The sequence below is a fragment of the Larkinella bovis genome, assembly GCF_042655385.1.
Lineage (GTDB): Bacteria > Bacteroidota > Bacteroidia > Cytophagales > Spirosomataceae > Larkinella > Larkinella bovis.
In genome coordinates this window covers 236,494-262,252 of sequence record NZ_JBHSMA010000005.1, presented here as the reverse complement: position 1 = coordinate 262,252, position 25,759 = coordinate 236,494, and the positions used below count along the sequence as shown (strand labels likewise).

Here is a 25,759-nt window from a genome sequence, read left to right as displayed (position 1 = left end):
CCACGTAAACCAATCCTTATAAACCCTTTTCCTATGCAATGTTATCTCTTCTACCGCCTGCGGTTGCTGGTGATAGCCACTCTATTGAGTGTGCTATCTGTACCAGCTCTGGTAACCGCCCAAACGATCAATAAAGTAACGATTAGCGGCAAAGTAACGGCCGAAGAAGATGGTGAAGCCCTGGTGGGGGCCACTGTTACCGAAAAAGGAACTAGCAATGGTACGGCTTCCGACGCCGATGGTTCATTTCGCCTGACGGTTTCTCCGAATGCCACCCTCGTGATCAGCTTCATTGGGTACGCCCCCCAGGAAGTAGCCATCGGAAACCGCTCTACCATTAACGTGGCGCTGAAAACCGACCAGCAGCAGTTGCAGGATGTGGTGGTGGTCGGGTACGGAACCCAACGCAAAAAGGACCTGACTGGCTCGATTGTCAATCTCTCCAGCAAGGACCTGGTGCCGGTCCCGTCGGCCACGAGCGTCGATCAGATGATGCAGGGCAAGGTTGCGGGCGTGCAGATTACGCAGACGTCGGGCGCTCCGGGTGGTAACGTCAACGTGGTCATTCGCGGGATCAGCTCGATTACGGGCGGTAACTCCCCATTGTACGTGGTCGACGGTTACGCCATCGGAACGGGTGGGGGCGGTTCGGACCTGAGTTCGTTTCCGGCCAGTTCCTATTCGGCCAGTAACATCGCCAGCAGCAGCGGGACCAACCGGATCAACCCGCTGAGCACCATCAACCCCTCCGACATCGAATCCATTCAGGTATTAAAAGATGCGTCGGCTACGGCCATTTATGGGTCACGCGGAGCCAACGGCGTTGTCATCATCACGACCAAACGCGGCAAGCAGAGCAAACCGACCATCAGTTTCGAGCATTCGACCGGGGTTCAGCAACTGGCGAAAAAACTGGATCTGCTTTCTCCGCGTGAATACGCCGAGTTCGTGGCTGATGGCCGGGACAACGCCTGGGTATTTTCGGGCGGAAAAGCCACCGATCCCAACAACATTCGCAGCACGGCCACGCAGGTCAAACCAGCGTTCCGCAATCCGGACCAAATCTCTGGCGGCACCGACTGGCAAGACTTGATCTTTCGAACCGGCCTGGTGCAGAACTACCAGCTCTCAGCCAGCGGAACCAGTCGGGATGTCGGTTATTACGTTTCCGGCGGTTTCTACGACCAGAAGGGCATTATTATCGGTTCGGATTTCAAGAAGTTTACGCTCCGGACCAATATCGACGCCCAACTGAGCCAGCGACTGAAACTCGGCGCGTCGTTTTCGGGGGCGCATTCGTACGGCAATTTTGCGCGGGCCGAAGGGCACCTGCAACACCGGGGACTGATCTCGGCGGCACTGGCCAGCGACCCCACCATTCCGATTTACGACGCCAACGGCAACTATTATTCGGAATTCTCTGACCCCACGGGGATTCCGGTCGAACATCCGCTGATCATTGCGGCCGAATTTTCGGACAAACGCAACAACACCAACGTCTTCACCAATAATTACTTACAATACGAAATCGCCAACGGACTCGTCTTTAAAACCTCCGTCGGCGTCAATTATTCCAACAACATTACCCGGCTCTGGAAATCCTCGAAAGTTGGTTTAGCAACCAGCCGGACCGGGGCCGCCACCGCCGGGGTCACGGAAGTCAAAAGCCTGAACTGGCTGAATGAAAACACGTTAAACTACCGCCACCGGTACGGCGAAAAACACGAGCTGGACGCCCTGATCGGATACACGATTCAGAAAAATACCGACGAAATCCTGCAGGCCGGAGCCTCCGACTTTCCGACGGACTACGTGCCGTACCTGGCCGCCGGGGCCGTTACGTCCGGGACCAATTACAAAAGCGAATGGTCGATGCTGTCGTGGCTGGCACGGGTGAATTACACCCTGGCCGGCAAATACCTCTTCACGGCCACCATCCGGCAGGACGGTAGTTCGCGGTTTGGCCGCGAAAACCGCTGGGGCACCTTTCCGTCGTTTTCGGCGGCCTGGCGCCTGTCCGACGAGGAATTCATGAAACCGGTTTCGTTCATCAGCGACCTGAAAATCCGGGCCAGTTACGGAATTTCGGGGAACAACCTGATTCCCAACTACGCCAGCCAGGGGTTGCTGAGTATCTCGCGCAATGTTTCCAGCGGCAACGTGCTTTCGGGCGTCGTGCCGAGTAGTCTGGCCAATAACGTCCTGACCTGGGAGCAGTCCGTGCAAACCAATGTGGGCATTGACCTGAGCCTGTTCAATAACCGGCTGTCGTTCGTGGTTGATGCGTACCGCAGCCACAAAAAGGACCTGTTGCTGAACGTGATTCTGCCCGCAGCGTCCGGTTTCGGCAGTTCGCTCCAGAACATCGGCGAGATCGAGAATAAAGGCCTGGAGCTGACCGTCAATTCGGAGAACATCCGCAAGGGCGGTTTTCAGTGGAACACGGATTTCAACATCAGCTGGAACCGCAACAAAGTACTGGCCCTCAACTCCGAAACCGCCCGGCTTCAAACCTCCGACTACCAGGTGGCGCAGGTCGGCTACCCGATTTCCAGCTTCCGGCTGCTGAACATTCTGGGGATTTTCCAGACACAGGAGGAAGTCAATACCAGCCCGAAACAACATCCGCAGGTGCGGCCCGGCGACTACAAGTACGAAGATGCCGATGGCAACGGTACTATCAACCAGTCCGACCGCACGATTGTCGGAACGCCCTGGCCGGATTTCACCTGGGGACTGGGCAACCGGTTTTCCTACAAAGGGTTCGCGCTGAACATCAGCCTGAACGGTTCGCAGGGGAACGAAATTTATTATCAGGGTGGCGAAATTATCCAGAACGGAGCCGGGGTTCAAAACCAGTTGAGCCTTGTGGCAGACCGCTGGAAATCAGAAGCGGACCCCGGCGAAGGGAAAATATCCCGCGCCATCCGGAACGACTACGCGTTTGGGTTCGGCGCCGGAACAACCAAGAATCTGTTCGACGGCTCCTTTGTCCGGATTCGAAACGTCAACCTGGCGTATTCCCTCCCCCAGCCGCTGGTGAGCAAATTGAAGGTACAGGCCATTTCGGTGTATCTCGACGCCACCAACCTGTACACGTTCACGAAGTATCCCGGTTACGACCCGGAAGGCACCACCACCGGCGACAACATCGCCCGGAGCGGGATTGACTTCTACGCCTACCCGAACCCACGCACCTACACCATCGGTTTACGAGCGACCTTCTAAATCCGACCCATTGCCATGAAAAAGAAACTGTTTTTTCTCCTGATACTCGCCACGACGGTCTCTTCCTGCAAGGACTTTCTGGCCCTTACGCCCGAATACCAGATCAGCGACCAGACGTTCTACAAGAACCAGAACGATTTTGAAACCGCCCTGGTGGGGGTTTACAGCACCTTTCGCGGCTTGTTCAACACCAGTACTGTCCTGTACATGACGGAACTCACGACGGACAATACCGAAATCCAGTGGTCGTCGCCCTCGATCAACGAGATGCAGATGGACCAGAATGCGGTGAATTCGACGAACGGTCTTACTCAGGCTGCCTGGAACACGTGCCTCTACACGATTTCGCGCAGCAACGCCATCATCAACCGCATCGACGCCGTCAGTTTCGATCAGGCAGCCAAAGACCGGATCAAGGGCGAAGCCAAATTCCTGCGGGCCTACAGCTATTTCTACCTCGTCCGGTTGTTTGGAAATGTACCCATCATCACGCAGGAATTCAGTAGCCCGACGGAAGTGGCTGCGGCCGATCTTTCCCTGAAACCGAGTGCGCCGGTTTACGAGATGATTCTAAAAGACCTCACCGAAGCCGAAACCCTGCTGCCCGCGGCCCTCAATACTGACCGCACCAAAGCGTCCCGCTCGACGGTCAAAGCCGTTTTGGGTAAGGTTTACCTGACGCTGAAAAATTACGACCAGGCGGCAACCAAACTCAAAGAGGTCATCGATGCCAAACAGTATTCCCTGGTGCCGAATTACCAGACACTGTTCACCAACGGCAACAATAACCTGGCCGAATCGCTTTTCGAAATCCAGTACGTGTCCGGGCGGAGCGTCGGCAACAATTATTCGGCGCTGTTTACCCCGGCGATTACCAGCATGGCGATTTTCCCGAACAACCTGCAAGGCTCCGGACGCATCGTTCCGACGAAGGATTTGATCCGGTCGTACGAAGCCGGGGACGCCCGCAAAGCCGTGTCGGTCAGCGACTCCGTGACCCTAATCAACGGCAGAAAATCCTACAGCCCCTACGGGTTGAAGTTCGTCGACTTTAAAGCCATCGATTTATCCGACGGCAGCGTGACCTTTACGGTGTTGCGGTATGCCGATGTCCTGCTGATGTACGCCGAAGTTCTGAACGAACAGGGTAAAACCGCCGACGCACTGCCTTACATCAATCAGGTGCGGAAGCGGGCCAATCTGCCAGACCTAAGCGGTTTGACGCAGGCGGCTTTGCGGCTGGCCATCGAGAAAGAACGCCGGGTGGAGTTTCTGTTCGAAGGCCAGCGCTGGTTCGACCTGCTGCGGACGGGCCGGGCGCAAGCCGTCCTGAACGCCCACTACGCCAGCCTGAACCTGTCGTTCAAAGTCGATGATTTTGAACTGATTTTCCCGATACCGCAAAACGAAATCGACCTCAACCCGGCGATAGTAAAGCAAAATCCGGGATATTGACTTTAACCGGCTGTTACACAGGGTTAATCAGAGAACATCAAAGGTAATCAGAGTTTTCCCCGATACGCTCTGATTACCCTGTGTAACAGCCCTTTTCTCAAAACGTATGCGCTTACTCCCCCTCCTAACCCTGCTCCTGTTCAGCTTCGACACCCCGAATCTGGACAACTCCACGCTGAAAGGAAAACCGTTCCAGAACATCACGCTGGAAACGTCGCTCAAACCGTTCAAGAAAAACGATAAGGCGTACATTCAGCAGGTGGCGACGGAAATGTTTACGCAGTGGCACGCGCTGCTACGGCATACCGACACGGTTTCGGTGATGCTCTGGACGTCGGACGGCTCCGAAATCCTGGATTACAAAGGAAAACTCGACCAGCCGCTGGAATGGGCAAAGTACATCGGCAATCCGAATACACAGCACGAAGTCGGTTCCGGCCCCAAGGAGTTGTCGTTGCACGAACGCGCGTACCTGTACATCGAAAACCCGCCCGCCTTTACGTACGGCGACCTGAAATTCATCATTCAAACCCTGAAAGAAACCGGCCAGCGGATTACCGGCAAGCCCGTCCGCATCGGCGCCACCTTCGATCCGGGGCCGGAGTTTGCCAAGTCGGAGTTCAAATACAAAAAGCATCCCGAAATTCTGGGCGGGAATGCCATGGGCCATAAAACGATGGTGAGTTGCTATTCGACGCTGAACGCCGATACCGATTCGTACGCCGGTTTTCCGAACGGAATTCCCGCCAACACGCCGTTCGGGACGTTTCTGGGCCGACAGAGCCAGCATTTCCTGAAGGATCTGGGCTACGATTACATCTGGCTCAGCAACGGGTTTGGCTTCGGGGTGGAAGGCTGGTCTTCAACGGGCGCGACGTTTACGGGCAAGGCGTTTTTACCCGAAAAACTGGCGACGACCAAAGCCCTGATTGCCGATTTCTGGAAGCTGTTCCGGAAAGAATGCCCGGATTTTCAGATTCAGACGCGGGGAACAAACCTCTCCACCGGCGCGGATCTGGCCCGCGACGGCGTCGATCTAAAGCAGATTTACAACGGGCGCTACAACATGCTGCCCCCGCCGAACTCGCCCTGGGCCGCCCTCGACGGTGATTTCGGGCTGGAAATGGTTGGTTACATGTCGCGCATGGCCGAACTGCCCGACGAGCGGTATCTGTTCCGGTATTACACGCACGATCCGTGGTGGGTCAACAGCCCGTGGCTGGACCGCTACGGCCGCGAACCGCACGACATTTACCTGCCGATGTCGGTGGCCCGCATCAACGCGAAAGGCGAAATCCGGCTCCCGACGCACTTGAATTTCCTGAGCATCGACAACTCGTTCGGTGAACTGCCGACGCAGGTGCCCGACGAAGTAACGCCCCACATTCTGAAGGCCCGCTACGATTCACCGACAGCCCCGGGGCCGCTGGTCTGGGTCTATCCGTTCGACGAATACCACGACTGGGCGTATAAACAGCCGGATCGGTTGCCGGAAATTTACTACGGCGACTGGCTCATCCGACAGGCTATCAACAACGGTTTTCCGCTGAATACCATCATTTCGACGGGCTCGTTCCAGTCGGTTATTGCGACCAAACCGGCTTTTTTCAACGAATCGACGCTCGTTTCCATCGTGCCGGAAGCCGGTTCGAAACTCGAAAAATCGCTGATCGATTTCGTCCAGAATGGCGGAAAACTGCTGGTGTACGGCCCGGCCAACCATGCCGGGCCGGCTTTTCTGACTCTCCTGAATTTACAGAATACGAGTGCAGTGGAAGGAGAATTTCAGGTCAGCTCGTCAATTACAGCCGATCAGTTAACCAAACCCTATCCCACGAAAATCGTGCATCAGGCGCTGTTTTCGGGCGGTGGCATCACCTCCGTGGTGAAAAACAAAACGGAAAAGGCCACGAAGGTTCTGGCGAAAATGACGCAGGGGAGCCACGAACGCGATGTGGTCTGGGTGCGCGAAAAACCGGAGTGGAAAGGCGGCAAAGTAGCCTACGTGCGCGGTACCAACTCGAGCAAATTTACCGGCGGCAAGCTGCTGACACCCGACAACCCCGAACAGTTATTTACGGGACCGTTGCTGATGCGGTATATACTGAAGGAATTCGGGCTGGATTACCGGATCGACAAACGAAATCCCTCGGTTAAAAACCCGGTTCTGACCATCGCCCGCAGCGACAACGGTTTTTTCTTTTCCGGCTATTCGCCCAACACCACCATCACGCAGCGGTTCCGGCTGGCGCAGGGTGCTCCCCTGCTGATCGGCTACGAAACCGAACTGGCGAACGGTTTTTCGGTGTATCCGATGCCCAAAGCCTGGCACCGCGAAAGCCGCATCTTCGTCGATCAACCCGACGGGATGATTTCCTGTCAGGAAATTCATTCCGGCGAAAAAGGCATCGAACGGCGCATCCAGGTAACGGGCCTGAAAAACGCGACGGTGCGGATTTACGCCGATGCTGATGTTACCGAAAAAGATCTGCATGTGTACGTTAATTCGGGGTATCCGTGGAAAAAAGGCCATACGGCGTTTAAAACCGGTGACCCGAAATACGGCAAACACTACGTGGTGGAAAACGTCACCGGCGATCTGGTCGCAGCCTGGTGAAGTAAGAGCCGGGCGGAAATGGCGTAGGCTGGTCGGGATTTGTAATCCCGACCCAACTGTCCCGGATTTAAAATCCAGCGTCGCCTGTAACGAACGGCGGCCGATGACCAGTCGGCCATAGCGGAGTTCAGGATTTCAACGTCTGAACAGCATTCCTAAACCTATTTTCATTCTTGGATCATGAAATTCCTACCCTTCTTCCTGGGAGTCGGACTAGCCGTTTTACTGTTTTCCTGCCGTAGCAGCGAACCTGAAACCGTCAGTTATGCCACCCTCAAAGCGGGCTTCAAAAATCCGCCCCTCACGGTCCGGCCCAAAGTCTACTGGTGGTGGCTGAACGGCTATGTCGATACGCTGCGGCTGAAACAGGAACTCCTCGCCATCAAAAACGCGGGACTGGGTGGGGTCGATCTGTTCGAAATCGGCTTGCCACCCGCCAGCGACCCCAACGGAATCATTCCGGCGGGGCCGGCGTTCATGAGCGACGAATCGCTGCGGAACATCCACCTGGCGATTCGGGAAGCTGGCCAACTGGGGCTGGAAGTCGGTCTGAATTTAGCCAGTAGCTGGAACGCGGGCGGCAGCTGGGTCAAACCGCAACACGCGGCCAAAACCATTTATTTCTCCAAAACCACGCTTGGCGGAACGGGTCATCAATCCGTGAAACTGCCATTCCCGACGATTACGCCCGACAAGAAAGGCCAGCCCCGGCCCATTGCGTACGGACCTGACGGAAAACCGGCTTATTACGAAGAAATTGCCGTGATCGCCTTGCCCGCCGGATCGCAGTCGCAGCTCGACACCTCGAAAATCCTCAACGTTTCGGCTTTTTTCGATTCCAAAACCGACCAATTGACCTGGCAAGCCCCCGCCGGTCAGTGGGACATTTACCGCTACATCTGCTCCAACTCGGGCGAACAACTGATCCGGCCGACGCCCAGATCGGTCGGGCCGATCATCGACCATTTCGATTCGACGGCCACGCGGATGCACATCATGTATTTCATCGACCGGCTAAAACCGCTGATCGGTGACTTCCGCGAAAGCGCACTAAAAAGCTTGTACCTGGCCAGTTACGAAGCCAAGGAATTTACCTGGACGCCTACACTCCCGGCGGCTTTCCGGAACCTGCACGGTTACGACCTTTACAAGTTTCTGCCCGCCATTTTCAACAAAGAATGGTACCGGCCCGAACTGGCTGAAAGCTTTCAGTTTGATTTCGACAAAACCCTGTCGGAGCTGATGATCAACAACCACTACCGCAAATCGAAGGAAATCTGCAACGCCCACGGGTTACAAATCATCTCGGAATCGGGCGGACCGGGGCACTTGCACCATATTCCGGTCGAAACCCTAAAGGCGCTGGGCTCGCTGGATGTGCCACGGGGCGAGTACTGGTACAACCGCACGTTTTTCCTGGAAAACGACAAAGACAGTGTCGTGGACATGATCTGGCTGGTAAAGGAAATCGCGGCCGCTTCGCACATTTACAAACGCAAAATCGTGGAGGAAGAGTCGTTTACGAGTTACTGGGACTGGCAGGAAGGGCCGTCTGACCTGAAACCGCTGGCCGACCGGGCGTTCTGCGAGGGTATGAACCGGCTCGTCATTCACGGTTTTCCGCACAATCCGGCGGAAATGGGGCATCCCGGCATCGCCTACTTCGCCGGAACGCATTACAACGACCGCAGCCCCTGGTGGCCGAAAATCAAACCGTTCAACGATTACCTCAGCCGGATTTCGTTCATCCTGCAAAAAACCGACTTCGTGGCCGATGTGCTGCAGTATTACGGCGACAACGTTCCGAACCTGGTTCCGCCCAAAAACACCCGGTTTGCCGTGGGCCCGGGCTACGATTACGAAGTCATCAACACGGAAGTGCTGCTGCGGGATCTGACCGTCGAAAAGGGCGAGTGGGTGCTGCCGGGCGTCGGGCGATACAAGGTTCTGAGCATCGGCACCGAAGGCCGCACCCCGCCGGATGTGCGGAAAAAACTGGACAGGCTGGCCGCGCAGGGCGCCAGGCTCGTCGACCGAAAACCGGCGTTGCCGGTCTTGCAGGCGCTGAACGTGCCGCCGGATTTCAGTTATGCCGACCAGAAAGCCGATCAGCGCGAAACGCCCCTCGATCACATTCATTACCGAACCGGCGAGGTGGATTTTTACCTGATTCGCAACACCACCGGCCAATGGATTTCCCGGAATTGCTCGTTCCGGCAATCGGATAAAACCCCGGAAATCTGGGACCCGGTTTCGGGCGAAACGGTGCCGGTCACGGTTTACAGACAGGACGAAGGGCGTATTCACCTGCCGGTGTCGTTGCCACCTTACGCTGCGTTTCTGGTCGTTTTCTCGAAAGAAACCGCCCCCGCTCACGCGAATGAACTGGTTGGAAACGGCCCGAATCCGCCGGCTCTGGCATTTACCCCCCACGGTCTGGCCTTTTTTCAGGCCGGGGATTTTGAGGTTAGAAAAGAGAGTGGTTTCGAACAGATCCATACGGATTTGCCCGCCGTGCCGCTGGATGGCCCGTGGCAACTTACGTTCCCGCAGGGCTGGGGTGCGCCCGCGTCGGCAACCTTTCCGAAGCTGCTGTCGTGGACCGAATCCGACACGCCGGGTATCCGGTATTTTTCGGGAACGGCGACGTACCAAAAAACTTTTGACTACAAACCTGTCTCTAAAGCCGCTGATAACCAGCGGCTCTACCTGGACCTGGGGAACCTCTCAAAAGTGGGTGAAGTGTGGCTCAATAACCAGCCGTTGGGGGTTGTCTGGACGCCACCGTACCGCTTCGATATCACGGATCTGGTCAAACCGGGCGACAACACGCTGAAAATCGAAGTCGCCAATACCTGGTCGAACCGGCTGACGGGCGACGCCCTGACCGGCGAAAAATTCACCAAAACCAACATCACGAAGGCCAACAAAAACCTGGTACCCTGGGGCGAATTGCCGCTGATCAAATCCGGTTTGCTGGGGCCGGTAACCATTCAGACCGTAAAAATCGTTCGATAACATGAAATTTCGCTTGTTCTTTGGGGTCTTCTGGCTGCTGGCCGGCCACCTGCGGGCGCAGCAACCGTCGGAGCAATTCATTCGGGACGGTTTCAAAAACCCGCCCGCTCAGGCCCGGCCTAAAATCTACTGGTGGTGGCTGAACGGCCATGTCGATACGCTGCGGCTGAAAGACGAGCTGCGGGCCATGCACGAGGCCGGTATTGGCGGATTCGATATTTTCGATATCGGGGTTCCGCCCGCCAACAACCCCAATGGCCTGGTAAAAGCCGGGCCGCCTTTCCTGAGTTCCGAATCGTTGAAGGCCATCGGAATTGCCATTCGCGAAGCCACGCGCCGGAACATGGACGTAGGGCTGAACCTGGCCAGTAGCTGGAACGCGGGCGGCAGTTGGATAACGCCCCAGCACGCGGCCAAATCGATTTATTTCTCCAAAACCACCACCGACGGTGCCACCGGAAAACCCCTTCCCCTTCCCTTTCCGACCATCGCTAAAACCGATGCCAAAGGAAAACCCCTGCTGATCGAATTCGGAGCGGACGGAAAACCGGTTTTCCACCAGGAAATTGCCGTGGTGGCCCTGCCCGCCGGTCGGCAATCTGGACTCGATACGGCCCAGATTATCAATGTGTCGGCCTTTTTCGATCCCAAAACCGAACAACTGAACTGGCAAGCCCCGGCCGGTCAGTGGGACATTTACCGCTACGTCTGTTCGAATTCGGGTGAGCCGCTGAAACTGCCCAGTCCCCAGTCTGCCGGGCCGATCATCGATCATTTTGATTCGACGGCCACCCGCGCCCATTTCCGGTATTTCATCGACCGGCTGAAACCGCTCTTCGGTGATTTTTCCAAAACCGCCCTGAAAACCCTTTACCTGGCGAGTTACGAAGCCACCGGTTTTGTCTGGACGCCGTCGTTACCGGCGAAGTTCCAGCAGCTAAACGGGTATTCGATCGCCAAATTCCTGCCGGCGCTGTTCGACAAAACCGCCCTGAGCCCGGAACAAGCAGCGCGGTTTCAGCAGGATTTCAAGCGAACCCTGTCGGAACTGATGATTCAGAATCATTACCGGAAAGGCCGGGAAATTGCCAACCAGTACGGCCTGCAACTGGCATCGGAAGCGGGCGGCCCGGGGCCTCCGCTGCATAACGTGCCGGTCGAGACGCTCAAGGCACTGGGCTCGCTGGACGTGCCGCGCGGGGAGTTCTGGAGCCGGTATCACTATTACGACGCCGACAGCGTGGATATCATGTGGCTGGTGAAGGAAGTGGCGGCTGCCGCGCACATCTACAAGCGTCGGATGGTGGAAGAAGAATCGTTTACGAGTTTTCACCACTGGCAGGAGGGGCCGTTCGATCTCAAACCCATTGCCGACCGGGCGTTCTGCGAAGGCATGAACCGGGTGGTGATTCACGGGTTCAGCCACAACCCCGACAGCACCATTTTTCCCGGTATTGTGTACGGGGCCGGCACCCATTTCAACACGAAGCAAACCTGGTGGCCGAAAGTAAAACCGTTCACGGATTACCTCGGCCGGATTTCGCACGTGCTGCAAAACACGGCTTTCGTGGCCGATGTGCTGCAGTATTATGGCGATCAGGTCCCGAATTTCGTCCCGTCCAAAAACAGCCGGTTTACGGTCGGGCCGGGCTACGATTACGAAATCATCAACACGGAAATTCTGCTGAACGACCTGAGCGTCAGGAACGGAAAACTGGCGTTATCCAACGGCGCGACGTTCAGCATTCTGGCCCTTCCGCCGAATGAGAAGCTGCCACCCGCCGTGGTCGGCAAGCTGAAACAACTCGCCCGGCAGGGAGCGGTGATCAGTGGCCCCGGTTTTTCCGCCGAAACGCCATTAGCCTTGCTGAAAAACCGCCACATCGGCCCGGATTTCAGTCATTCGGACCCGGTTTCGACCGCTTTTGATTTTATTCATTACCAGCACCTGGGAACCGATTTTTACCTCGTTCGGAACACCACCAACCAATGGCTATCGAGCCGGTTTTCGTTCCGGCAGGTGGGCAAAACCCCGGAGCTGTGGAATCCGGTGACGGGCGAAACCGTGCCGGTTTCGATTTTCCGGCAGGACAAACAGGCGTTGAGCCTGCCGCTGAGCCTGCCTCCCTACGGGGCGTATTTTGTCGTTTTCAAGAAATCAGCGTCCCGGGCGCGCTACACGGATGTGGTGGCAACGAATGCGAACCTACCGAGGCTGGAATACACGCCCACCGGCTTCCGGTTGCTCGAATCCGGGACGGTGGCGCTGACCAACGTTACCACCAGCGCAACACGACTGACCAATACCGTAACCGTCCAGGCCCTCGAAGGCCCCTGGCAACTGACATTCCCGAAAAACTGGGGCGCTCCGGCATCGGTCACCCTGCCGAAGCTGCTGTCGTGGACCGAATCCGAGACACCGGGCATCCGGTATTTTTCGGGCATCGGAACCTACGAAAAAACGTTCCGGTTTTCGACGCCGGTCGATGCCGGGCGCAACGACCGGGTGTGGCTGGATTTGGGTCGAATTTCGGAAATTGCGGATGTCTGGCTGAACGGTCAGCACCTGGGTATTGCCTGGACCGAACCCTACCGGTTTGACATTACGAATTGGGTCAAAACCGGGGAGAACACCCTGAAAATCGAGGTGGCCAACACCTGGTCGAACCGGCTGACGGGTGATGCCCTGACCGGCGAAAAATTCACCAAAACCAATATTTCGATTGGGTACCGGGGTACGCCCTGGAAACAGGTTCCGCTCATCGAATCCGGTTTGCTGGGACCGGTCACGATTCAGACGATTAAACCACAGTCCGTAAAATGAAGAAAATTAGTAGCTTTCTGGTTGCCGTATGGCTAGGCATCGCCGGGACGGTCAACGCCCAACGTCCCGCCGAGGCCCAAACGTATCTGGCCGATCTCAAAAAGGAACTTGACGTTCAATGGCCCAAAAACCGCACGATCAACCTGGTGTTCCACGGGCATTCGGTACCGGCCGGATACTGGCATAATCATGAAGTCCACACGCTGGAATCGTACCCGAACCTGCTGCTGGCGGAATTAAAGAAACAGTATCCGTACGCGGTGATCAACGTGATCGTGACGGCCATCGGTGGAGAAAATTCCCTGAAAGGTCAGGAGCGATTTGAGCGCGATGTGCTCGTTCACAAACCGGATGTGCTGTTCATCGACTACGCCCTCAACGACCGGGGGGCGGGGCTGGAGAAAGCCCGGGAAGCCTGGGAGAAAATGATTCAGTCGGCGCTGGCCAAGAACATCAAAGTCATTCTGCTGACGCCCTCGACGGACCAGCGGGTCGATATTCTGGCGGCCGGCAATCCGCTCGAACAGCATACCAACCAGATCATCCAACTGGCCGAAACGCACCGGATCGGGCTGGTGGATTCGTACGCGCAGTTTAAAAAAGTGACGGCTCAGGGGCAACTTCCTCAGTATATGTCGCACGTCAACCACCCGAACCGGGCCGGGCACCAACTCATTGTCGATGAACTCCTGAAGTGGTTCAGGAAGTAATTGGGCTGACGGGCCGGTGATCGTGTTCGGGGCTGGCAATCACGGCAAATTTATACTTCTCGCCGTGGTAATAGGACTGTTCTATTTCAACCACTTTTTCACCCGTGCAGATTACCGCACTATCCAGGACAAAGGCCGGGGTGGGTTTCGCAATCTCAAAATTATTGGTATTTGGCTGCATGATTGTCACCGCGAGTGTCTGCTGCACCTCGTCGATTTTCAGGTGATACGTGTCTTCGTACACCTTAAAATAGGACACTTCGGTTGGCATCCGGTTGATTTTCGGGCATAGATTCAGCGAAATATACTTCACTTCATCTTTGATCAATAATTCGTCGGCGTACCGCAGTTGATGCAGTTTCATGACTGGCCCATCGATGATAAAATGCCGACCGTTTATTTCCGACGAAATTCCTTCTTCCAGAATCGTTTTTTCCAGCACGATATTTTTGGGCGTAAACCCTTCGGCAATCAGGCTGTCGTGAAACCCGCGCCGGGTGGCATAAATGGACCCCAGCGTCCGGACCAGGTGGTGATCTTCGGTGCGGTTCAGCACGTAGGTCCCTTTGCCTTTGATGCGCTTGGCCCAGCCTTTCGATTCAATTTCGAGCAGGGCCTTCCGCGCCGTCGTATTGCTAATCTGGAAATGCTTAATCAATTCATTTTCGGAAGGAATCTGATCGCCCGGCTGCAATTCGCCGGTTTTAATCTTTTCGATAATGCTGTCGCTGATCGAAACGAATTTTGATTTCATTGTTGCTGGTGCCTGATAAAACCGTTCCCCATCCGGGAGTCGAAACTGGATAACCGGACGACAAATCAGTAACTAAATTACGGCAGTCTTGACCAAAGCGCCAAACCCCGGGGAACCTATCTGTTCGGGGAGCGTGTCATTTTCAAACCGCGGTTCTCGTTTCGTTCGTGAAACGACGCGCTGATAACGGGGTCATGGCAACAAAAAAGCGCCCGATCCTGGAAGGACGCAAGCGCTGATTACGAAGCCGGTTTTTGGATTATACCGAGACGGCCTGTTGCTTCAGGTCATCGAATGAAATGTCGAAATGAGACGCATCGTAAATGCATTCACCGTTATGAATCAGCAAAACCTGGGGCGATTGATGATCGACGCCAAACTCTTCGGCCACCTGGCTCGACACCGGGCGATACGCAATCAGATCCAGGTAATACGGTTTAATCCCGACTGAATCGCTCCAGTTGCGTTCCAAACGGCTCAGAGCCGTCGAACTGATGGAACAGCGGGTGCTGTGTTTGAAAATCAATACCGGCTGTTCGGCCGACTCCTGTTTGATTTGGGCTACTTGGGCGTTGTCTTGCAGTTTGTTCCAGTTCATAATGCTTGTTCACACGTAACTACGAGCATATAAGCCAGATAACCCCAAAAAAGTTTCGCGCCGGATCAGGCAATTTTTAATTTTTCCACCATTTCGCCCGACATCTCATCGGCGTAGGGACCGTAGGCGCTGACGAGTGTGCCCTTCTGGCCGTCTGTCGATTCGATGGCGTATAAAACCGTATTATCGTCGGGATTGCTCATGCCTTCGAAGCGGAACACGGCCACAATGTGGAATTGTTCGGGGCGGAGTTGCAGGTCTTGAGTGCGGCAAACCAGGCAATCGGTAGCCAGATTAAAATCGAGCGTATAGCCTTTTTTAGTCAGATCGTCGAGGGCTTCAACGAGGGTGTCGTAGGTTTGCATAGCTGTATACGTTAAAAGATACCGATTGAGTTTGTAGTTTTACGGCCACGAATCAACAACTTATCACTTGCTTTCTACACTGTATACGACCTCCATCCGACTCTATCAGGCTGCACTCCGGGTCGCGTCGCTCTTTCACCCCAAAGCCCGGCTGGCGGTGCAGGGCCGGACGGATTGGGTGGGGCAAATTAACGCAAAATTGGCCGATAATACCGCACCCATTGCCTGGTTTCATGCGGCTTCCCTCGGTGAATTTGAGCAGGGTCGTCCGGTGATGGAAGCCTTTCGGGCGCAGTATCCCGTTTATAAAATTCTGCTCACCTTCTTTTCTCCATCGGGTTACGAAGTTCGGAAAAACTATGCGGGAGCCGATTTCATTGTCTACCTGCCCTTCGACACGCCCGAAAACGCCCGGCAATTTGTGGAGATTACCCAACCGGCCATCGCGTTTTTTATCAAATACGAATTCTGGTACCACTACCTGCGGGAACTGAAAAACCGGCACACGCCGATCATTTCGTTCTCGGCCATTTTCCGGCCCGACCAGATTTTCTTCAAGCCGTACGGCGGTTTTTACCGCTCGTTTCTGCGGTTTTTCGACCACATTCTGGTGCAGAACCGGGCGTCGGTCGAGTTGCTGAACAGCATCGGCATCACTCGGGTAACGCTGGCGGGCGACACGCGTTTCGACCGGGTGCAGCAGGTGGCCGACGCGCGGAAAGACATTCCGGTGGCCCGGGCGTTCAAGGACGAAAAACCACTGCTGGTGGTTGGCAGCGCCTGGCAGGCCGATATGGACGTACTGATTCCGTTTCTGAACCGCTTCGACCGGGCGCTGAAAGTGATCATTGCGCCCCACGAAATTCACGATGACGAAATCGAACGCTGGCGGACGCAGCTTCCCGGCCACAACATCCGGTTTTCGGAAGTTACGACGCCGACGGATCTTGCGTCGTTTCAGCATCTTATCATCGACAACGTCGGCATGCTCTCGTCGCTTTACCAGTACGGCGAGTTTGCCTACGTCGGGGGTGCGTTTGGGAAAGGGCTGCATAATATCCTGGAAGCGGCCACGTTCCGGATGCCGCTGTTTTTTGGGCCCAATTACGGAAAGTTTCAGGAAGCGGTTGACCTGGTGAAGGCCGGGGCGGCTTTTCCGGTGACGGACTCCGCTTCGCTCGAGACGGTTTTTCGGCGGCTTTATGAGGACCCGTCGAAGGCCTCTGCGATTTCTGGTGATTACGTTACTCTGAATACCGGCGCTACGTCTAAAGTGATGGAGATTGTGAAGGACACAATTGTTTCGCAGAGTTAAGCGGAGGTTAACAGAGTTAAGCAGAGTAAATATGGAGGATAGTAAGTTGTCGTATCAGATTATTAGGGGGGCGATTGAGGTCCATCGGGCGCTGGGACCGGGTTTGCTGGAATCGGCGTACCAGGAATGTTTGCACTATGAACTGTCGGAATACGGTTTATTCGTTGAACGGGAAAAACCGATGCCTATTATTTACAAAGAAGTTCGACTGGATCACGGGTATCGGATGGATTTGCTGGTGGAACGAAAAGTAGTCGTCGAACTGAAAACCGTCGAGCAACTCACCGATGTGCATCTCGCTCAGACATTAACGTACCTGAAATTGGGTCATTTTCATCTAGGATTGCTAATCAATTTTCACGTTACTTTGTTAAAAGATGGAGTTCGTCAAGTGGTCAACCCCGCATTTAAACCCTGATCAACTCCGATGTTCTCTGATTAACCCTGTGTAACAACCCCATAACTCCAACTTTGCAAACCGGCTTAATCATACGCTCCACCGGCTCTTGGTACGAAGTTCGTAACAACGACGGACACATTTACCGCGCCCGGCTAAAAGGCAAATTCAAGATCCAGGGTCTGAAAGTCACCAACCCGATTGCCGTCGGCGACCGGGTGCAGTTCGAACTGGAAGACGAAACGGAAAACACCGTCGTCATCACCGACATCGAACCACGCGAAAACTACATCATCCGCAAATCCGTCCATAAAACCGCCCACGGCCACATTCTGGCCGCCAACATCGACCAGGCCGTGCTGATTGTCACGCTGGCGTTCCCGCGCACCTCGCTGGGCTTCATCGACCGGTTTCTGGTCACGGCCGAATCGTTCCGCATTCCGACGACGCTGGTGTTCAACAAAGCCGATATTCTGAAAGACGAAGCGCTGGACTACCAGCAGGAAATTATTGCCCTTTACGAACACATCGGCTACGACTGCCTGGAAACCTCCGCTACGGAAGGGGCCAACGTCGACGTTTTCCGCGCTCTGCTCGACCAGAAAATCAGTCTGTTATCGGGTCACTCGGGGGTCGGCAAATCGTCGCTGGTCAATGCCGTAGCCCCGAATCTTCAACTCCGGACCAATGAAGTGTCAACCTTCGCCAACAAGGGCGTTCATACGACGACCTTCGCCGAGATGTTCGAGATAGCCCCTAACACCTTCATTATCGACACGCCGGGTATCAAGGAACTGGGCCTGGCCGATATGGAAAAAGAAGAAATCAGCCATTATTTTCCCGAAATGCGCGACCGCCTGAATCAGTGCCGGTTTCATAACTGCCTGCATATCAACGAACCGGGTTGCTCCATCAAAGAAGCCGTCAACGAAGGCGAAATCGCCGAAAGCCGCTACTGGAGCTACATCGGCATGGTATCGGGCGAAGATAACCGGAAATAGAGTGATGAATTAAGAGTTATGAGTTGGCGCTGCCATATGGTTAGGTAACGGCGGAGCCAACTCATAACTCTTCACTCATCCCTCTTAATTTGTAATGGCGGCCAGGAGGTCGGCCTGGGTGATGATATGAACCTGCTGGTTTTCGTCGCGGACGAGCAGGGCCTTGTTGTCGCGGTCGATGAGTGAAGACAGCACGTCGACGGTATTATCGAGCGCGACAAACTTGAACGGTTTGTCCATCACCTCGCCTACCTGAAGGTCTTTCACGGTCGGGTCTTCGATCAGTTTGCTGAGAATGGTCGAGTCGGTCAGGCTGCCGACAATTTCGCCCTCCGTATCCGTAACCGGTATTTGGGAGATGCTGTGCTGGTTGAGCAGCCGGATCGCGTCGCCCACTTTCAGGTCCTTGCCAACGGTTGTTAACGCTCCCTTCCCGTTTTTACTCCGGACGATGTCGCGGGCGGTCGAAAATTCGCGCGACTCCAGAAAACCGTGGTCTTTCATCCAGGTGTCGTTGTAGATTTTGGCGAGGTAGCGCGTGCCGTGGTCGGGCAGCAAAATGACCAGCACATCCTCGTCGGTCAGGTGCTCACGCGCCCATTCCAGCGCGCCGTGCACCGCCGACCCCGTTGACCAGCCCACAAAAAGCCCTTCCTCCTTCGATAACCGCCGGGCCATGATGGCGGCATCCTTGTCGGTTACTTTCACGAAATGGTCGATCAGACTAAAATCGACGTTTTGCGGCAGAATGTCCTCTCCGATCCCTTCCGTCAGGTACGGGTAGATTTCGCGCTCGTCGAAAATACCGGTTTCCTTGTACTTTTTGAACACCGACCCGTAGGTATCGATTCCGACGGTCACGACCCCCGGTTTATGCTCTTTCAGGAATTTGGCCGTACCGCAGATGGTCCCGCCCGTGCCGACGCCCGCGGCAAAGTGGGTAATTTCCCCTTCGGTATCGCGCCAGATTTCCGGTCCGGTGGTGTCGTAATGGGCCGCCGTATTCGAGAGGTTATCGTACTGGTTGGGATATAACGAATTCGGAATTTCGCGGTTCAGCCGCTTGGCCACGGAATAATACGAGCGCGGATCGTCGGGTTCCACGTTGGTCGGACACACCACCACATCGGCCCCCACCGCCCGCAGAATATCGATTTTCTCCTTCGACTGTTTATCGGCCATCGTGAAAATGCACTTGTAGCCCTTCGCAATGGCCGCCAGCGCCAGCCCGAAACCGGTATTGCCGCTGGTGCCTTCGATGATGGTGCCACCGGGTTTCAGGATTCCGGCCTTCTCCGCGTCCTCAATCATCCGGATGGCGATACGATCTTTCACCGAGTTGCCGGGGTTGAAGTATTCGACTTTCGCCAAAACCGTCCCCCGAATACCCTTTGTGACCTTATTCAGCTTCACCAGGGGGGTGTTGCCGATGGTGTCGATGATCGAATTGTAATACTTCATGGTTTGTGTGGTTTAGTAGTTCATTAGAAAAGTAACGACTTGCTGGTGGAAATGGTTGAAGGAGCGGGACTATGGGAATGGAAAAGCGCTTCAGCATTTTCAAATCCTTTCATCCGTATAATCCCAGTTCAGACAATCTCCTGACACAACTCCACCAGCACGCCGTTTGTCTCCTTGGGGTGCAGAAAACACACCAGCTTGTTGTCGGCGCCCCGTTTGGGGGTTTCGTTCAGCGGGGTAAACCCTTCCGCTTTCAGGCGCTCGATTTCGGCGTAAATGTCCCCTACTTCAAACGCCAGGTGGTGGATGCCTTCGCCCTTTTTTTCCAGAAACTTCGCAATCGGGCTGTCGGGGTGGGTGGCCTCCAGCAGTTCGATCTTGGTCTGGTTGACTTTGAAGAATGAGGTAGTCACCCCTTCCGATTCGACGGCTTCGCTTTTGTACGGCTTTTCGCCCAACAACTTCGTAAACAAGGCATTGGAAACCGTCAGGCTTTTTACCGCAATGCCAATATGCTCTACATTCGTCATTATTTTCTCCGCTTAACTCCGCTGTCCTCTGCTACTGTCCGCGAAACAGCGTTCTAGTTCCCGGCCAAGTTAAGGAGTTATTTCGCAGAGTTAAGCAGAGAACAGCGGAGTTAAGCGGAGTTTTTGAAGAAACTTTTCTTTTCGCTGTACGGTTTTTACTTTAGTGTTCAAATACGACGTATTCCCATGGTTTCGGTAACGGAAAAAGCGAAAGATAAAATTGTTGAATTGCGCCAGAAAGATGGCCTGGATGATAATTACGCCATTCGCGTAGCCGTACAGGGCGGAGGCTGCTCCGGTTTGATGTACGACCTGCAATTCGATACGGCCCAGCAACCCACGGATCATATCGTGGAAGACAAAGGCATTAAAATCTACGTCGACCGCAAGAGCCTGCTCTACCTGGCCGGCACGGAACTGGATTTTTCCGACGGTCTGAACGGCAAAGGGTTTCAATTTAAGAATCCCAACGCCAGCCGGACCTGCGGCTGCGGAGAAAGCTTCTCCGTCTAAAATTTTTCTTGATTAGGATTGTTTAAAGGCACCGTCGGCTTCCACGCGGTGCCTTTTTTACTTTTTCCTTCGTGGAAACGACACGGGTAAGTTGTAGTTAACCGACACCGGTTTTCCGGCAACCTTTCCGGATAACCCCCACAACCCAATCAGTAACACAAACGCCTTCATGCTGCGGTTTCTGTAGTATTCTTATAAAGCAATGGTCCTCAATTCGGCAACTTCAGCGATTGCCAGGCCACCATCTGCCATTGTTTCCCTTTTTTGACGTATACGTCGGTATAGCGGAGTTTGGAATTGATGGACTGGCCGTTGTTGGTGGCTTTCACCAGACAAATGCCACTAATCACCGCCGTATTTCCGTACAAATTGATTTTTTGCTCCTGAATACCAATGGCTTCGTAGGATTGTTTGCCGTCTTTGAGCGATTGAATATACGATTGTTTGGTATCCTGGTTTCCGTTCGAATGGGTGTAAATCAGGTCATCGCCCAATACTTTTTCCAACACGGCATAGTCTCTCGTTACCTGCGCATCAAACCGCTGTTTTTCGACAGCCAGCACGGCTTTTTCGTCGGCGGAATTTTGCGCGAAAGTGAATGAACTGATCAATAGGCCGATAAAAAAGAGGAAGGGTTTCATAACTTTCTGAACGAGGAGTCTACAGATGAAAGGATCAGCTAAGATATAAAATAAGATTGCAGTAGCTAATCCTGCTTCATTCTTTCAGCTGCGTAATCCTATCAGAGCATTACTACGGCCAGACCGACTCGATGTTCCGGATGGTGACGGCCCGAAAACCGTCGCCGAAAAACTCGAAACCCTGGCTATCCGGTTTCGGAAAAATCAGGTTCGTCAGCGTCACCTGACCGTCGTTGACAAACACCTCGACCGACGAACGATCCACGAAAAGCTGCATGTTGATTCGGCCATTCGCCAGGTCCTCCCGCTTCAACGGGGCCGAAAACCGCCCCGGAAATTCTTTCTTGAAGGCGGTTTTGCCCGAACGCGTACGATCAACGTACACCTCCTGTTTGACCGGATCATAACCGATTACGGTTTCTTCTCCCGCGCCTTTCCGCACTTTCGCACCGAGTTCGGCAGTGTTCAGCTCGGCCTCAAACGTCAGCACATACGTATCGCCCTTGATGCGGTTCGAATCCAGACTGCGGTTCAATTCGCGGGTATCCATCCCCCGCCATTGAAAACTATCCGAGGTCAGCGGGCGGATTTCCTTCACCACTTCCTGCCGGAGTTCGTAGCCATTGTTACCCCGGACAATTTTCAGGTCGCGCGGCAAGGTCATGGCGCCCCGGAACGGATTGGTCGGAATGTCGTTGGCATACTGCCAGTTGTTGAGCCAGCCAAGACTGATTTTGCGGGGCGTGTTGTTGTAAGTAATGGCCGCGTAATAATCCTTGCCGTAATCGACAAACCGCACGTCGCCCTGTTTGAAATCACTCCGAAATGCTTTGCCGTCGAAGTCGCCGATGTAATACTGCATCCCCGAACCACCGGCGGGCGTTCCGGCCCCGATGGAAATGAGCAGTAACCATTTCGTCCGTTTCGAGCCGGCCACCGGAATTTCGAGCAGGGCCGGACACTCCCAGATGTTGCCCGGCGAATCGGCCGACGCAAACTCACCGGTTTTGGTCCACGTTTTCAGGTTGGGCGAACTATAGAAAAGCGCCTTTTTTTCGGTCGGTAACACAACGCTCATTACCCAGCGTTTGGACGGTTCGTGCCAGAACACGTTCGGATCGCGAAAATCTTTCTGGTTCAGATCAATGACCGGGTTTCCTTCGAACTTCGTCCAGGTCCGGCCCCGGTCGAGGCTGTAGGCGATATGCTGGCTCTGGTTGGTTTCGCGGTGGTTGGTATAAATGGCCACCATCGGGACCTGTCCGTTTTTGCCAAAACCGCTCGAATTTTTGGTATCGACTACGCAACTCCCCGAGAAGATCATGCCTTTCTCGTCTTCGGCAATGGCGGGCGGCAATTCTTTCCAGTGAAAGAGGTCCGGGCTCACGGCATGGCCCCACGTCATGTGTCCCCAGCGAATGCCTTTCGGATTATACTGGTAAAAAAGGTGGTATTCGCCGTCGTGGTAGACCAGGCCGTTGGGGTCATTGGTCCAGTTGATGCGGGGCGAAAAATGGTACTGCGGGCGGTAAGGCTGATTATAAACCGTATCCTGCGCAAAACTCGACATCATATTGGTAACCAGACAGAAAAGCAAACCAACAAACGGAAACTTCATGGCGATGTGGAGTTTAGGGGCGGTTTTGGAAAGGACCGGCTTACCAGCAGTGATAAGCCGAGCCTTCTATCAAAAGATTTCCCGCGCAATTTGGACAATATTATCCGATTTACCCATCGTATAAAAATGCAACCCCGGCGCGCCCGCCTGGGTCAGCTCCCGGCATTGTTGAATACACCATTCAACACCGACCTGCCGCGCCTGGGCATCGTTGTCGCAGGCGTCGACCGCCCGGACCAGGTCGGAGGGCATTTCCAGGTGAAATAAACGCGGCAACACCTGCAGTTGTTTGCGGGTACTCAGCGGTTTCAGCCCCGGAATGATCGGCACGGTAATACCGGCCTCCCGGCAGCGTTTCACGAAATCAAAGTATTTCTGATTATCGAAAAACATCTGCGTCACGATATAATCGGCACCTTTATCGATTTTCAGTTTCAGGTACTTAAAGTCGGTTTCGTGGTCGACCGCTTCGAAATGTTTTTCGGGATAAGCTGCCACCCCAATGCAGAAATCACTGGGCGTCATGGTGTGATCGCTATCGTGCAGGTAAATGCCCCGGTTCATGTTGGCAACCTGCGCCACCAGTTCGCTGGCGTAGGAATAACCGTTGTTTTTGGGCTTGAAGGTGTCGAACGGTTTGGCCGGGTCCCCCCGCAACACCAGCACATTGTCGATGCCCAGATAATGCAGGTCAATCAGGAAATCCTCGGTTTCTTCCTTCGTAAAACCGCCACATAAAACGTGCGGCACCGGATCGACGCCAAACTTGTGCAGAATGGCCGAACAGATGCCCACCGTTCCGGGGCGTTTTCGGGTGATAATTTTCCGGATTGTGCCGTCGGGTTCGGGCCGTTCGATATACTCTTCGCGGTGGTAGGTTACATCGATAAACGGCGGTTTGAACTCCAGCAACGGTTCGATGTTGTCTAACAGGTTTTTGAGGTTATCGCCTTTGATGGGGGGAATTACTTCAATTGAAAAGATCGTTTTTCCGTTTGCGCGACGGATGTGATCAGCGACTTTAGCCATGTGGTGTATTATTGGAACAGTTGACCGGCCCGGGTTTTCCAGCGCCGAAAAATAAACCCTGTACGGCTGTAGTTACCACCCAGCCGTACAGGGCACAAAAGTACGGGAAAAATCGGAGATAATCGGGTTACAATTGGACCAGGCCCCAGCGCACGGCTTCAAGGGCCATTCCGACCCGGCTTTTAACCTGCATTTTCTGGAAAATAGCTTCACGGTAGCCGTCCACCGTGCGGGCACTGACGCACATTTTGTCGGCGATTTCGGCGTAGGTCAGATCGCTGCAAGCCATTTTCAGAAACGCATGTTCGCGGTCGCTGAACTTGAAATAAGCGGTCGGCATACTGGGTTCGGCAGAGGTCAGGTTACGGATCAACCGTTCGGTCATAAAGTCGGAATAGTAATACCCTTTCCGGCGGAGGTCATCGAGCGCCTGACGCAGTTCGTCGGGCCGGCATCCTTTGAGCAGATACCCGCGCGCGCCGTGGCGAACCATGCGGACAATGTTCTCCTCACGGTCAAACATCGAGAGCACCATGACCTTAATAGTCGGACAGCGTTCTTTCAGGTAGGCTGCCGTTTCGTAGCCATCCATCTCGGGCATACTAATATCCAGCAACACAATATCCGGTTTTTCACCCCGGTTGAGGTGCCGGATCAGATCATTACCATTATCGGCAACAATGGTAACTTCGTAATTGTCAAATTTCCGAATCAGGTCGGCCAGCGCCAGCGCTATCAAGCGGTGATCATCAACAATTGCAATAGAGGTTTTCACGGGGCAGAGCTTAGTAAGGGCCTGAAATTAAGCGAAATCCCAATACTATGCAAGTATTATTTCGCGTTTTCAATCCGTAATTTTACTCACCGTTCAAATCCCGCTGCCCGGACGCGGAAATCGAATTTCTGCCCGTGTTCCCCAGCCCGGCTGGCTGTTCAGAATGCACTCCCCTTGCACAAGCTGAATCCGTTGCCGGACACGCTCTAAACCCGAAGACAATGAATCGGGCGACTGTTGCGCCACGGCGTCCGGGTCAAAGCCGCGGCCATTATCGGTAATAATCAGAATCAAATTTTCAGGATCAAAATCGATATGGACCGTCAATTGGGTTGCCCCGGAATGCGTCATGGCGTTGTGGAGCAACTCCTGCGCCAGTCGGAACAGCAGGGTTTCGTTCGGCTCCCCCAGCGCATAGGGCTGGCCAATGCACTGAAACTGGGTCAGAAAACCGCCCAGGTGCCGGGCCCGTTCCAGTTCAAGCGACAACCGTTTCTGTAGTCCCCACTCGTCGCCCCTATTCCTGTCGAGCGATTGGGCCAACCGGTCAACCTCTTCCTCCGCCTGTTTCAGCATTTCAACGGCTTCGGTTAGTGCAGGCCGCTCGGGCGATTCGATCCATTGTTCCGCCAGGGTTTCCAGGCGAGCCCGCGTCTGCGCGAGCCGGGGATGCAGGTGGGTTTGCAGCTCCAGGTGCGTCTGGAGGAGGGTATGATCCTGAATTTCAAGCTGTGACCGAAGGACTTCCCGCTCACGGAATGCCTCAAATCGTTGTTGTGCCTGCTGGCGTCGATGTTGACGGCGCAGGAGGATAAAACCAAGTGATACAGCAATGAGCCCTATCAATACAATAACTAAAACGGAATTTGACGATAACACGGTTTCCTGGAAGACTTCTACCATTCCTTCG

At 54.5% G+C, this 25,759-nt stretch carries 20 protein-coding genes; 10 read left to right on the top strand and 10 right to left on the bottom strand.

What is annotated here, in order from left to right; translation table 11 throughout:
• Window positions 1–33: 33 nt before the first annotated feature.
• The 6 genes from ACFPMF_RS17545 (at window position 34) to ACFPMF_RS17520 (ending at window position 13,852) form a co-directional block, all read left to right on the top strand.
• The gene (locus ACFPMF_RS17545; RefSeq protein ID WP_379847633.1) at window positions 34–3,228 is read left to right on the top strand and encodes a SusC/RagA family TonB-linked outer membrane protein; all 3,195 of its coding nucleotides are present in this window, start codon (window positions 34–36) and stop codon (window positions 3,226–3,228) included.
• A gap of 15 nt (window positions 3,229–3,243) precedes the next feature.
• Window positions 3,244–4,683, top strand: coding sequence for a RagB/SusD family nutrient uptake outer membrane protein (locus ACFPMF_RS17540; RefSeq protein ID WP_379847630.1), 1,440 nt, complete (start codon window positions 3,244–3,246; stop codon window positions 4,681–4,683).
• A gap of 106 nt (window positions 4,684–4,789) precedes the next feature.
• Window positions 4,790–7,300 (top strand): hypothetical protein, encoded by a 2,511-nt coding sequence (locus tag ACFPMF_RS17535; RefSeq protein ID WP_379847628.1) that lies wholly within the window; start codon window positions 4,790–4,792, stop codon window positions 7,298–7,300.
• Between the two features lie 180 nt (window positions 7,301–7,480).
• Window positions 7,481–10,318, top strand: coding sequence for a glycosyl hydrolase (locus ACFPMF_RS17530; RefSeq protein WP_379847626.1), 2,838 nt, complete (start codon window positions 7,481–7,483; stop codon window positions 10,316–10,318).
• Between the two features lies 1 nt (window position 10,319).
• Window positions 10,320–13,142 (top strand): glycosyl hydrolase, encoded by a 2,823-nt coding sequence (locus ACFPMF_RS17525; protein WP_379847624.1) that lies wholly within the window; start codon window positions 10,320–10,322, stop codon window positions 13,140–13,142.
• Window positions 13,139–13,852: an SGNH/GDSL hydrolase family protein gene (locus ACFPMF_RS17520; protein WP_379847621.1), complete on the top strand. Its 714-nt coding sequence runs from the start codon at window positions 13,139–13,141 to the stop codon at window positions 13,850–13,852. The genes ACFPMF_RS17525 and ACFPMF_RS17520 overlap by 4 nt, the downstream gene beginning before the upstream one ends.
• On the opposite strand, the gene ACFPMF_RS17515 is transcribed toward ACFPMF_RS17520, so the two are convergent.
• The 3 genes from ACFPMF_RS17515 to ACFPMF_RS17505 form a co-directional block, all read right to left on the bottom strand.
• Window positions 13,842–14,606 carry a GntR family transcriptional regulator gene (locus ACFPMF_RS17515; RefSeq protein WP_379847618.1) on the bottom strand — a complete coding sequence of 255 codons (765 nt, stop codon included), beginning with the start codon at window positions 14,604–14,606 and terminating at the stop codon, window positions 13,842–13,844. The genes ACFPMF_RS17520 and ACFPMF_RS17515 overlap by 11 nt on opposite strands.
• A gap of 259 nt (window positions 14,607–14,865) precedes the next feature.
• Entirely contained in the window at window positions 14,866–15,204 is a 339-nt protein-coding gene (gene ytxJ / locus ACFPMF_RS17510) for a bacillithiol system redox-active protein YtxJ (protein ID WP_379847615.1), read from the bottom strand.
• A 65-nt stretch (window positions 15,205–15,269) separates the two neighbouring features.
• Window positions 15,270–15,569, bottom strand: a complete 300-nt coding sequence (locus ACFPMF_RS17505) for a phosphoribosylpyrophosphate synthetase (protein WP_379847612.1) — start codon at window positions 15,567–15,569, stop codon at window positions 15,270–15,272.
• A gap of 67 nt (window positions 15,570–15,636) precedes the next feature.
• On the opposite strand from ACFPMF_RS17505, the gene ACFPMF_RS17500 reads away from it, so the two are divergent.
• The 3 genes from ACFPMF_RS17500 to rsgA are packed head-to-tail and all read left to right on the top strand — an operon-like array spanning window position 15,637 to window position 18,282.
• Window positions 15,637–16,884: a 3-deoxy-D-manno-octulosonic acid transferase gene (locus tag ACFPMF_RS17500; protein ID WP_379847610.1), complete on the top strand. Its 1,248-nt coding sequence runs from the start codon at window positions 15,637–15,639 to the stop codon at window positions 16,882–16,884.
• A gap of 31 nt (window positions 16,885–16,915) precedes the next feature.
• Entirely contained in the window at window positions 16,916–17,302 is a 387-nt protein-coding gene (locus ACFPMF_RS17495; protein ID WP_379847608.1) for a GxxExxY protein, read from the top strand.
• Window positions 17,303–17,355: 53 nt separating this feature from the next.
• Window positions 17,356–18,282 carry a ribosome small subunit-dependent GTPase A gene (rsgA, locus tag ACFPMF_RS17490; protein WP_379847606.1) on the top strand — a complete coding sequence of 309 codons (927 nt, stop codon included), beginning with the start codon at window positions 17,356–17,358 and terminating at the stop codon, window positions 18,280–18,282.
• An 84-nt stretch (window positions 18,283–18,366) separates the two neighbouring features.
• On the opposite strand, the gene ACFPMF_RS17485 is transcribed toward rsgA, so the two are convergent.
• Complete coding sequence (locus ACFPMF_RS17485) at window positions 18,367–19,743, bottom strand: cystathionine beta-synthase (protein WP_379847603.1); 1,377 nt, start codon at window positions 19,741–19,743, stop codon at window positions 18,367–18,369.
• Window positions 19,744–19,871: 128 nt separating this feature from the next.
• Entirely contained in the window at window positions 19,872–20,276 is a 405-nt protein-coding gene (gene mce / locus ACFPMF_RS17480) for a methylmalonyl-CoA epimerase (protein WP_379847965.1), read from the bottom strand.
• A 183-nt stretch (window positions 20,277–20,459) separates the two neighbouring features.
• Between mce and ACFPMF_RS17475 the strand changes: the two genes are divergently transcribed.
• Entirely contained in the window at window positions 20,460–20,786 is a 327-nt protein-coding gene (locus ACFPMF_RS17475; RefSeq protein WP_379847601.1) for a HesB/IscA family protein, read from the top strand.
• A 209-nt stretch (window positions 20,787–20,995) separates the two neighbouring features.
• Here ACFPMF_RS17475 and ACFPMF_RS17470 read toward each other — a convergent pair whose 3' ends face one another.
• The 5 genes from ACFPMF_RS17470 to ACFPMF_RS17450 all read right to left on the bottom strand — a co-directional run bounded on the left by ACFPMF_RS17470 (window position 20,996) and on the right by ACFPMF_RS17450 (window position 25,695).
• On the bottom strand, window positions 20,996–21,427 hold the full coding sequence (locus ACFPMF_RS17470; RefSeq protein ID WP_379847599.1) for a nuclear transport factor 2 family protein: 432 nt from the start codon (window positions 21,425–21,427) through the stop codon (window positions 20,996–20,998).
• 112 nt (window positions 21,428–21,539) lie between these two features.
• Entirely contained in the window at window positions 21,540–23,045 is a 1,506-nt protein-coding gene (locus ACFPMF_RS17465) for a glycoside hydrolase family 32 protein (RefSeq protein WP_379847597.1), read from the bottom strand.
• 69 nt (window positions 23,046–23,114) lie between these two features.
• A complete protein-coding gene (gene metF / locus ACFPMF_RS17460) occupies window positions 23,115–24,074 on the bottom strand; it encodes a methylenetetrahydrofolate reductase [NAD(P)H] (protein ID WP_379847595.1) in 960 nt (319 codons plus the stop codon).
• A gap of 127 nt (window positions 24,075–24,201) precedes the next feature.
• Window positions 24,202–24,849 carry a response regulator gene (locus tag ACFPMF_RS17455; protein ID WP_379847593.1) on the bottom strand — a complete coding sequence of 216 codons (648 nt, stop codon included), beginning with the start codon at window positions 24,847–24,849 and terminating at the stop codon, window positions 24,202–24,204.
• Between the two features lie 93 nt (window positions 24,850–24,942).
• Window positions 24,943–25,695: a sensor histidine kinase gene (locus tag ACFPMF_RS17450; protein WP_379847591.1), complete on the bottom strand. Its 753-nt coding sequence runs from the start codon at window positions 25,693–25,695 to the stop codon at window positions 24,943–24,945.
• Between the last annotated feature and the right edge of the window lie 64 nt (window positions 25,696–25,759).

What these genes read in the sequence shown, in the direction of transcription:
- ACFPMF_RS17525 (WP_379847624.1), top strand. Translation starts at nt 10,320, where the DNA reads ATGAAATTTCGCTTGTTCTTTGGGGTCTTCTGGCTGCTGGCCGGCCAC.
- ACFPMF_RS17475 (WP_379847601.1), top strand. Translation starts at nt 20,460, where the DNA reads ATGGTTTCGGTAACGGAAAAAGCGAAAGATAAAATTGTTGAATTGCGC.
- ACFPMF_RS17485 (WP_379847603.1), bottom strand. Translation starts at nt 19,743, where the DNA reads ATGAAGTATTACAATTCGATCATCGACACCATCGGCAACACCCCCCTG.
- ACFPMF_RS17505 (WP_379847612.1), bottom strand. Translation starts at nt 15,569, where the DNA reads ATGCAAACCTACGACACCCTCGTTGAAGCCCTCGACGATCTGACTAAA.
- ACFPMF_RS17495 (WP_379847608.1), top strand. Translation starts at nt 16,916, where the DNA reads ATGGAGGATAGTAAGTTGTCGTATCAGATTATTAGGGGGGCGATTGAG.
- ACFPMF_RS17535 (WP_379847628.1), top strand. Translation starts at nt 4,790, where the DNA reads ATGCGCTTACTCCCCCTCCTAACCCTGCTCCTGTTCAGCTTCGACACC.
- ACFPMF_RS17530 (WP_379847626.1), top strand. Translation starts at nt 7,481, where the DNA reads ATGAAATTCCTACCCTTCTTCCTGGGAGTCGGACTAGCCGTTTTACTG.
- metF (WP_379847595.1), bottom strand. Translation starts at nt 24,074, where the DNA reads ATGGCTAAAGTCGCTGATCACATCCGTCGCGCAAACGGAAAAACGATC.
- ytxJ (WP_379847615.1), bottom strand. Translation starts at nt 15,204, where the DNA reads ATGAACTGGAACAAACTGCAAGACAACGCCCAAGTAGCCCAAATCAAA.
- ACFPMF_RS17515 (WP_379847618.1), bottom strand. Translation starts at nt 14,606, where the DNA reads ATGAAATCAAAATTCGTTTCGATCAGCGACAGCATTATCGAAAAGATT.
- ACFPMF_RS17465 (WP_379847597.1), bottom strand. Translation starts at nt 23,045, where the DNA reads ATGAAGTTTCCGTTTGTTGGTTTGCTTTTCTGTCTGGTTACCAATATG.
- ACFPMF_RS17520 (WP_379847621.1), top strand. Translation starts at nt 13,139, where the DNA reads ATGAAGAAAATTAGTAGCTTTCTGGTTGCCGTATGGCTAGGCATCGCC.
- ACFPMF_RS17470 (WP_379847599.1), bottom strand. Translation starts at nt 21,427, where the DNA reads ATGAAACCCTTCCTCTTTTTTATCGGCCTATTGATCAGTTCATTCACT.
- ACFPMF_RS17545 (WP_379847633.1), top strand. Translation starts at nt 34, where the DNA reads ATGCAATGTTATCTCTTCTACCGCCTGCGGTTGCTGGTGATAGCCACT.
- ACFPMF_RS17540 (WP_379847630.1), top strand. Translation starts at nt 3,244, where the DNA reads ATGAAAAAGAAACTGTTTTTTCTCCTGATACTCGCCACGACGGTCTCT.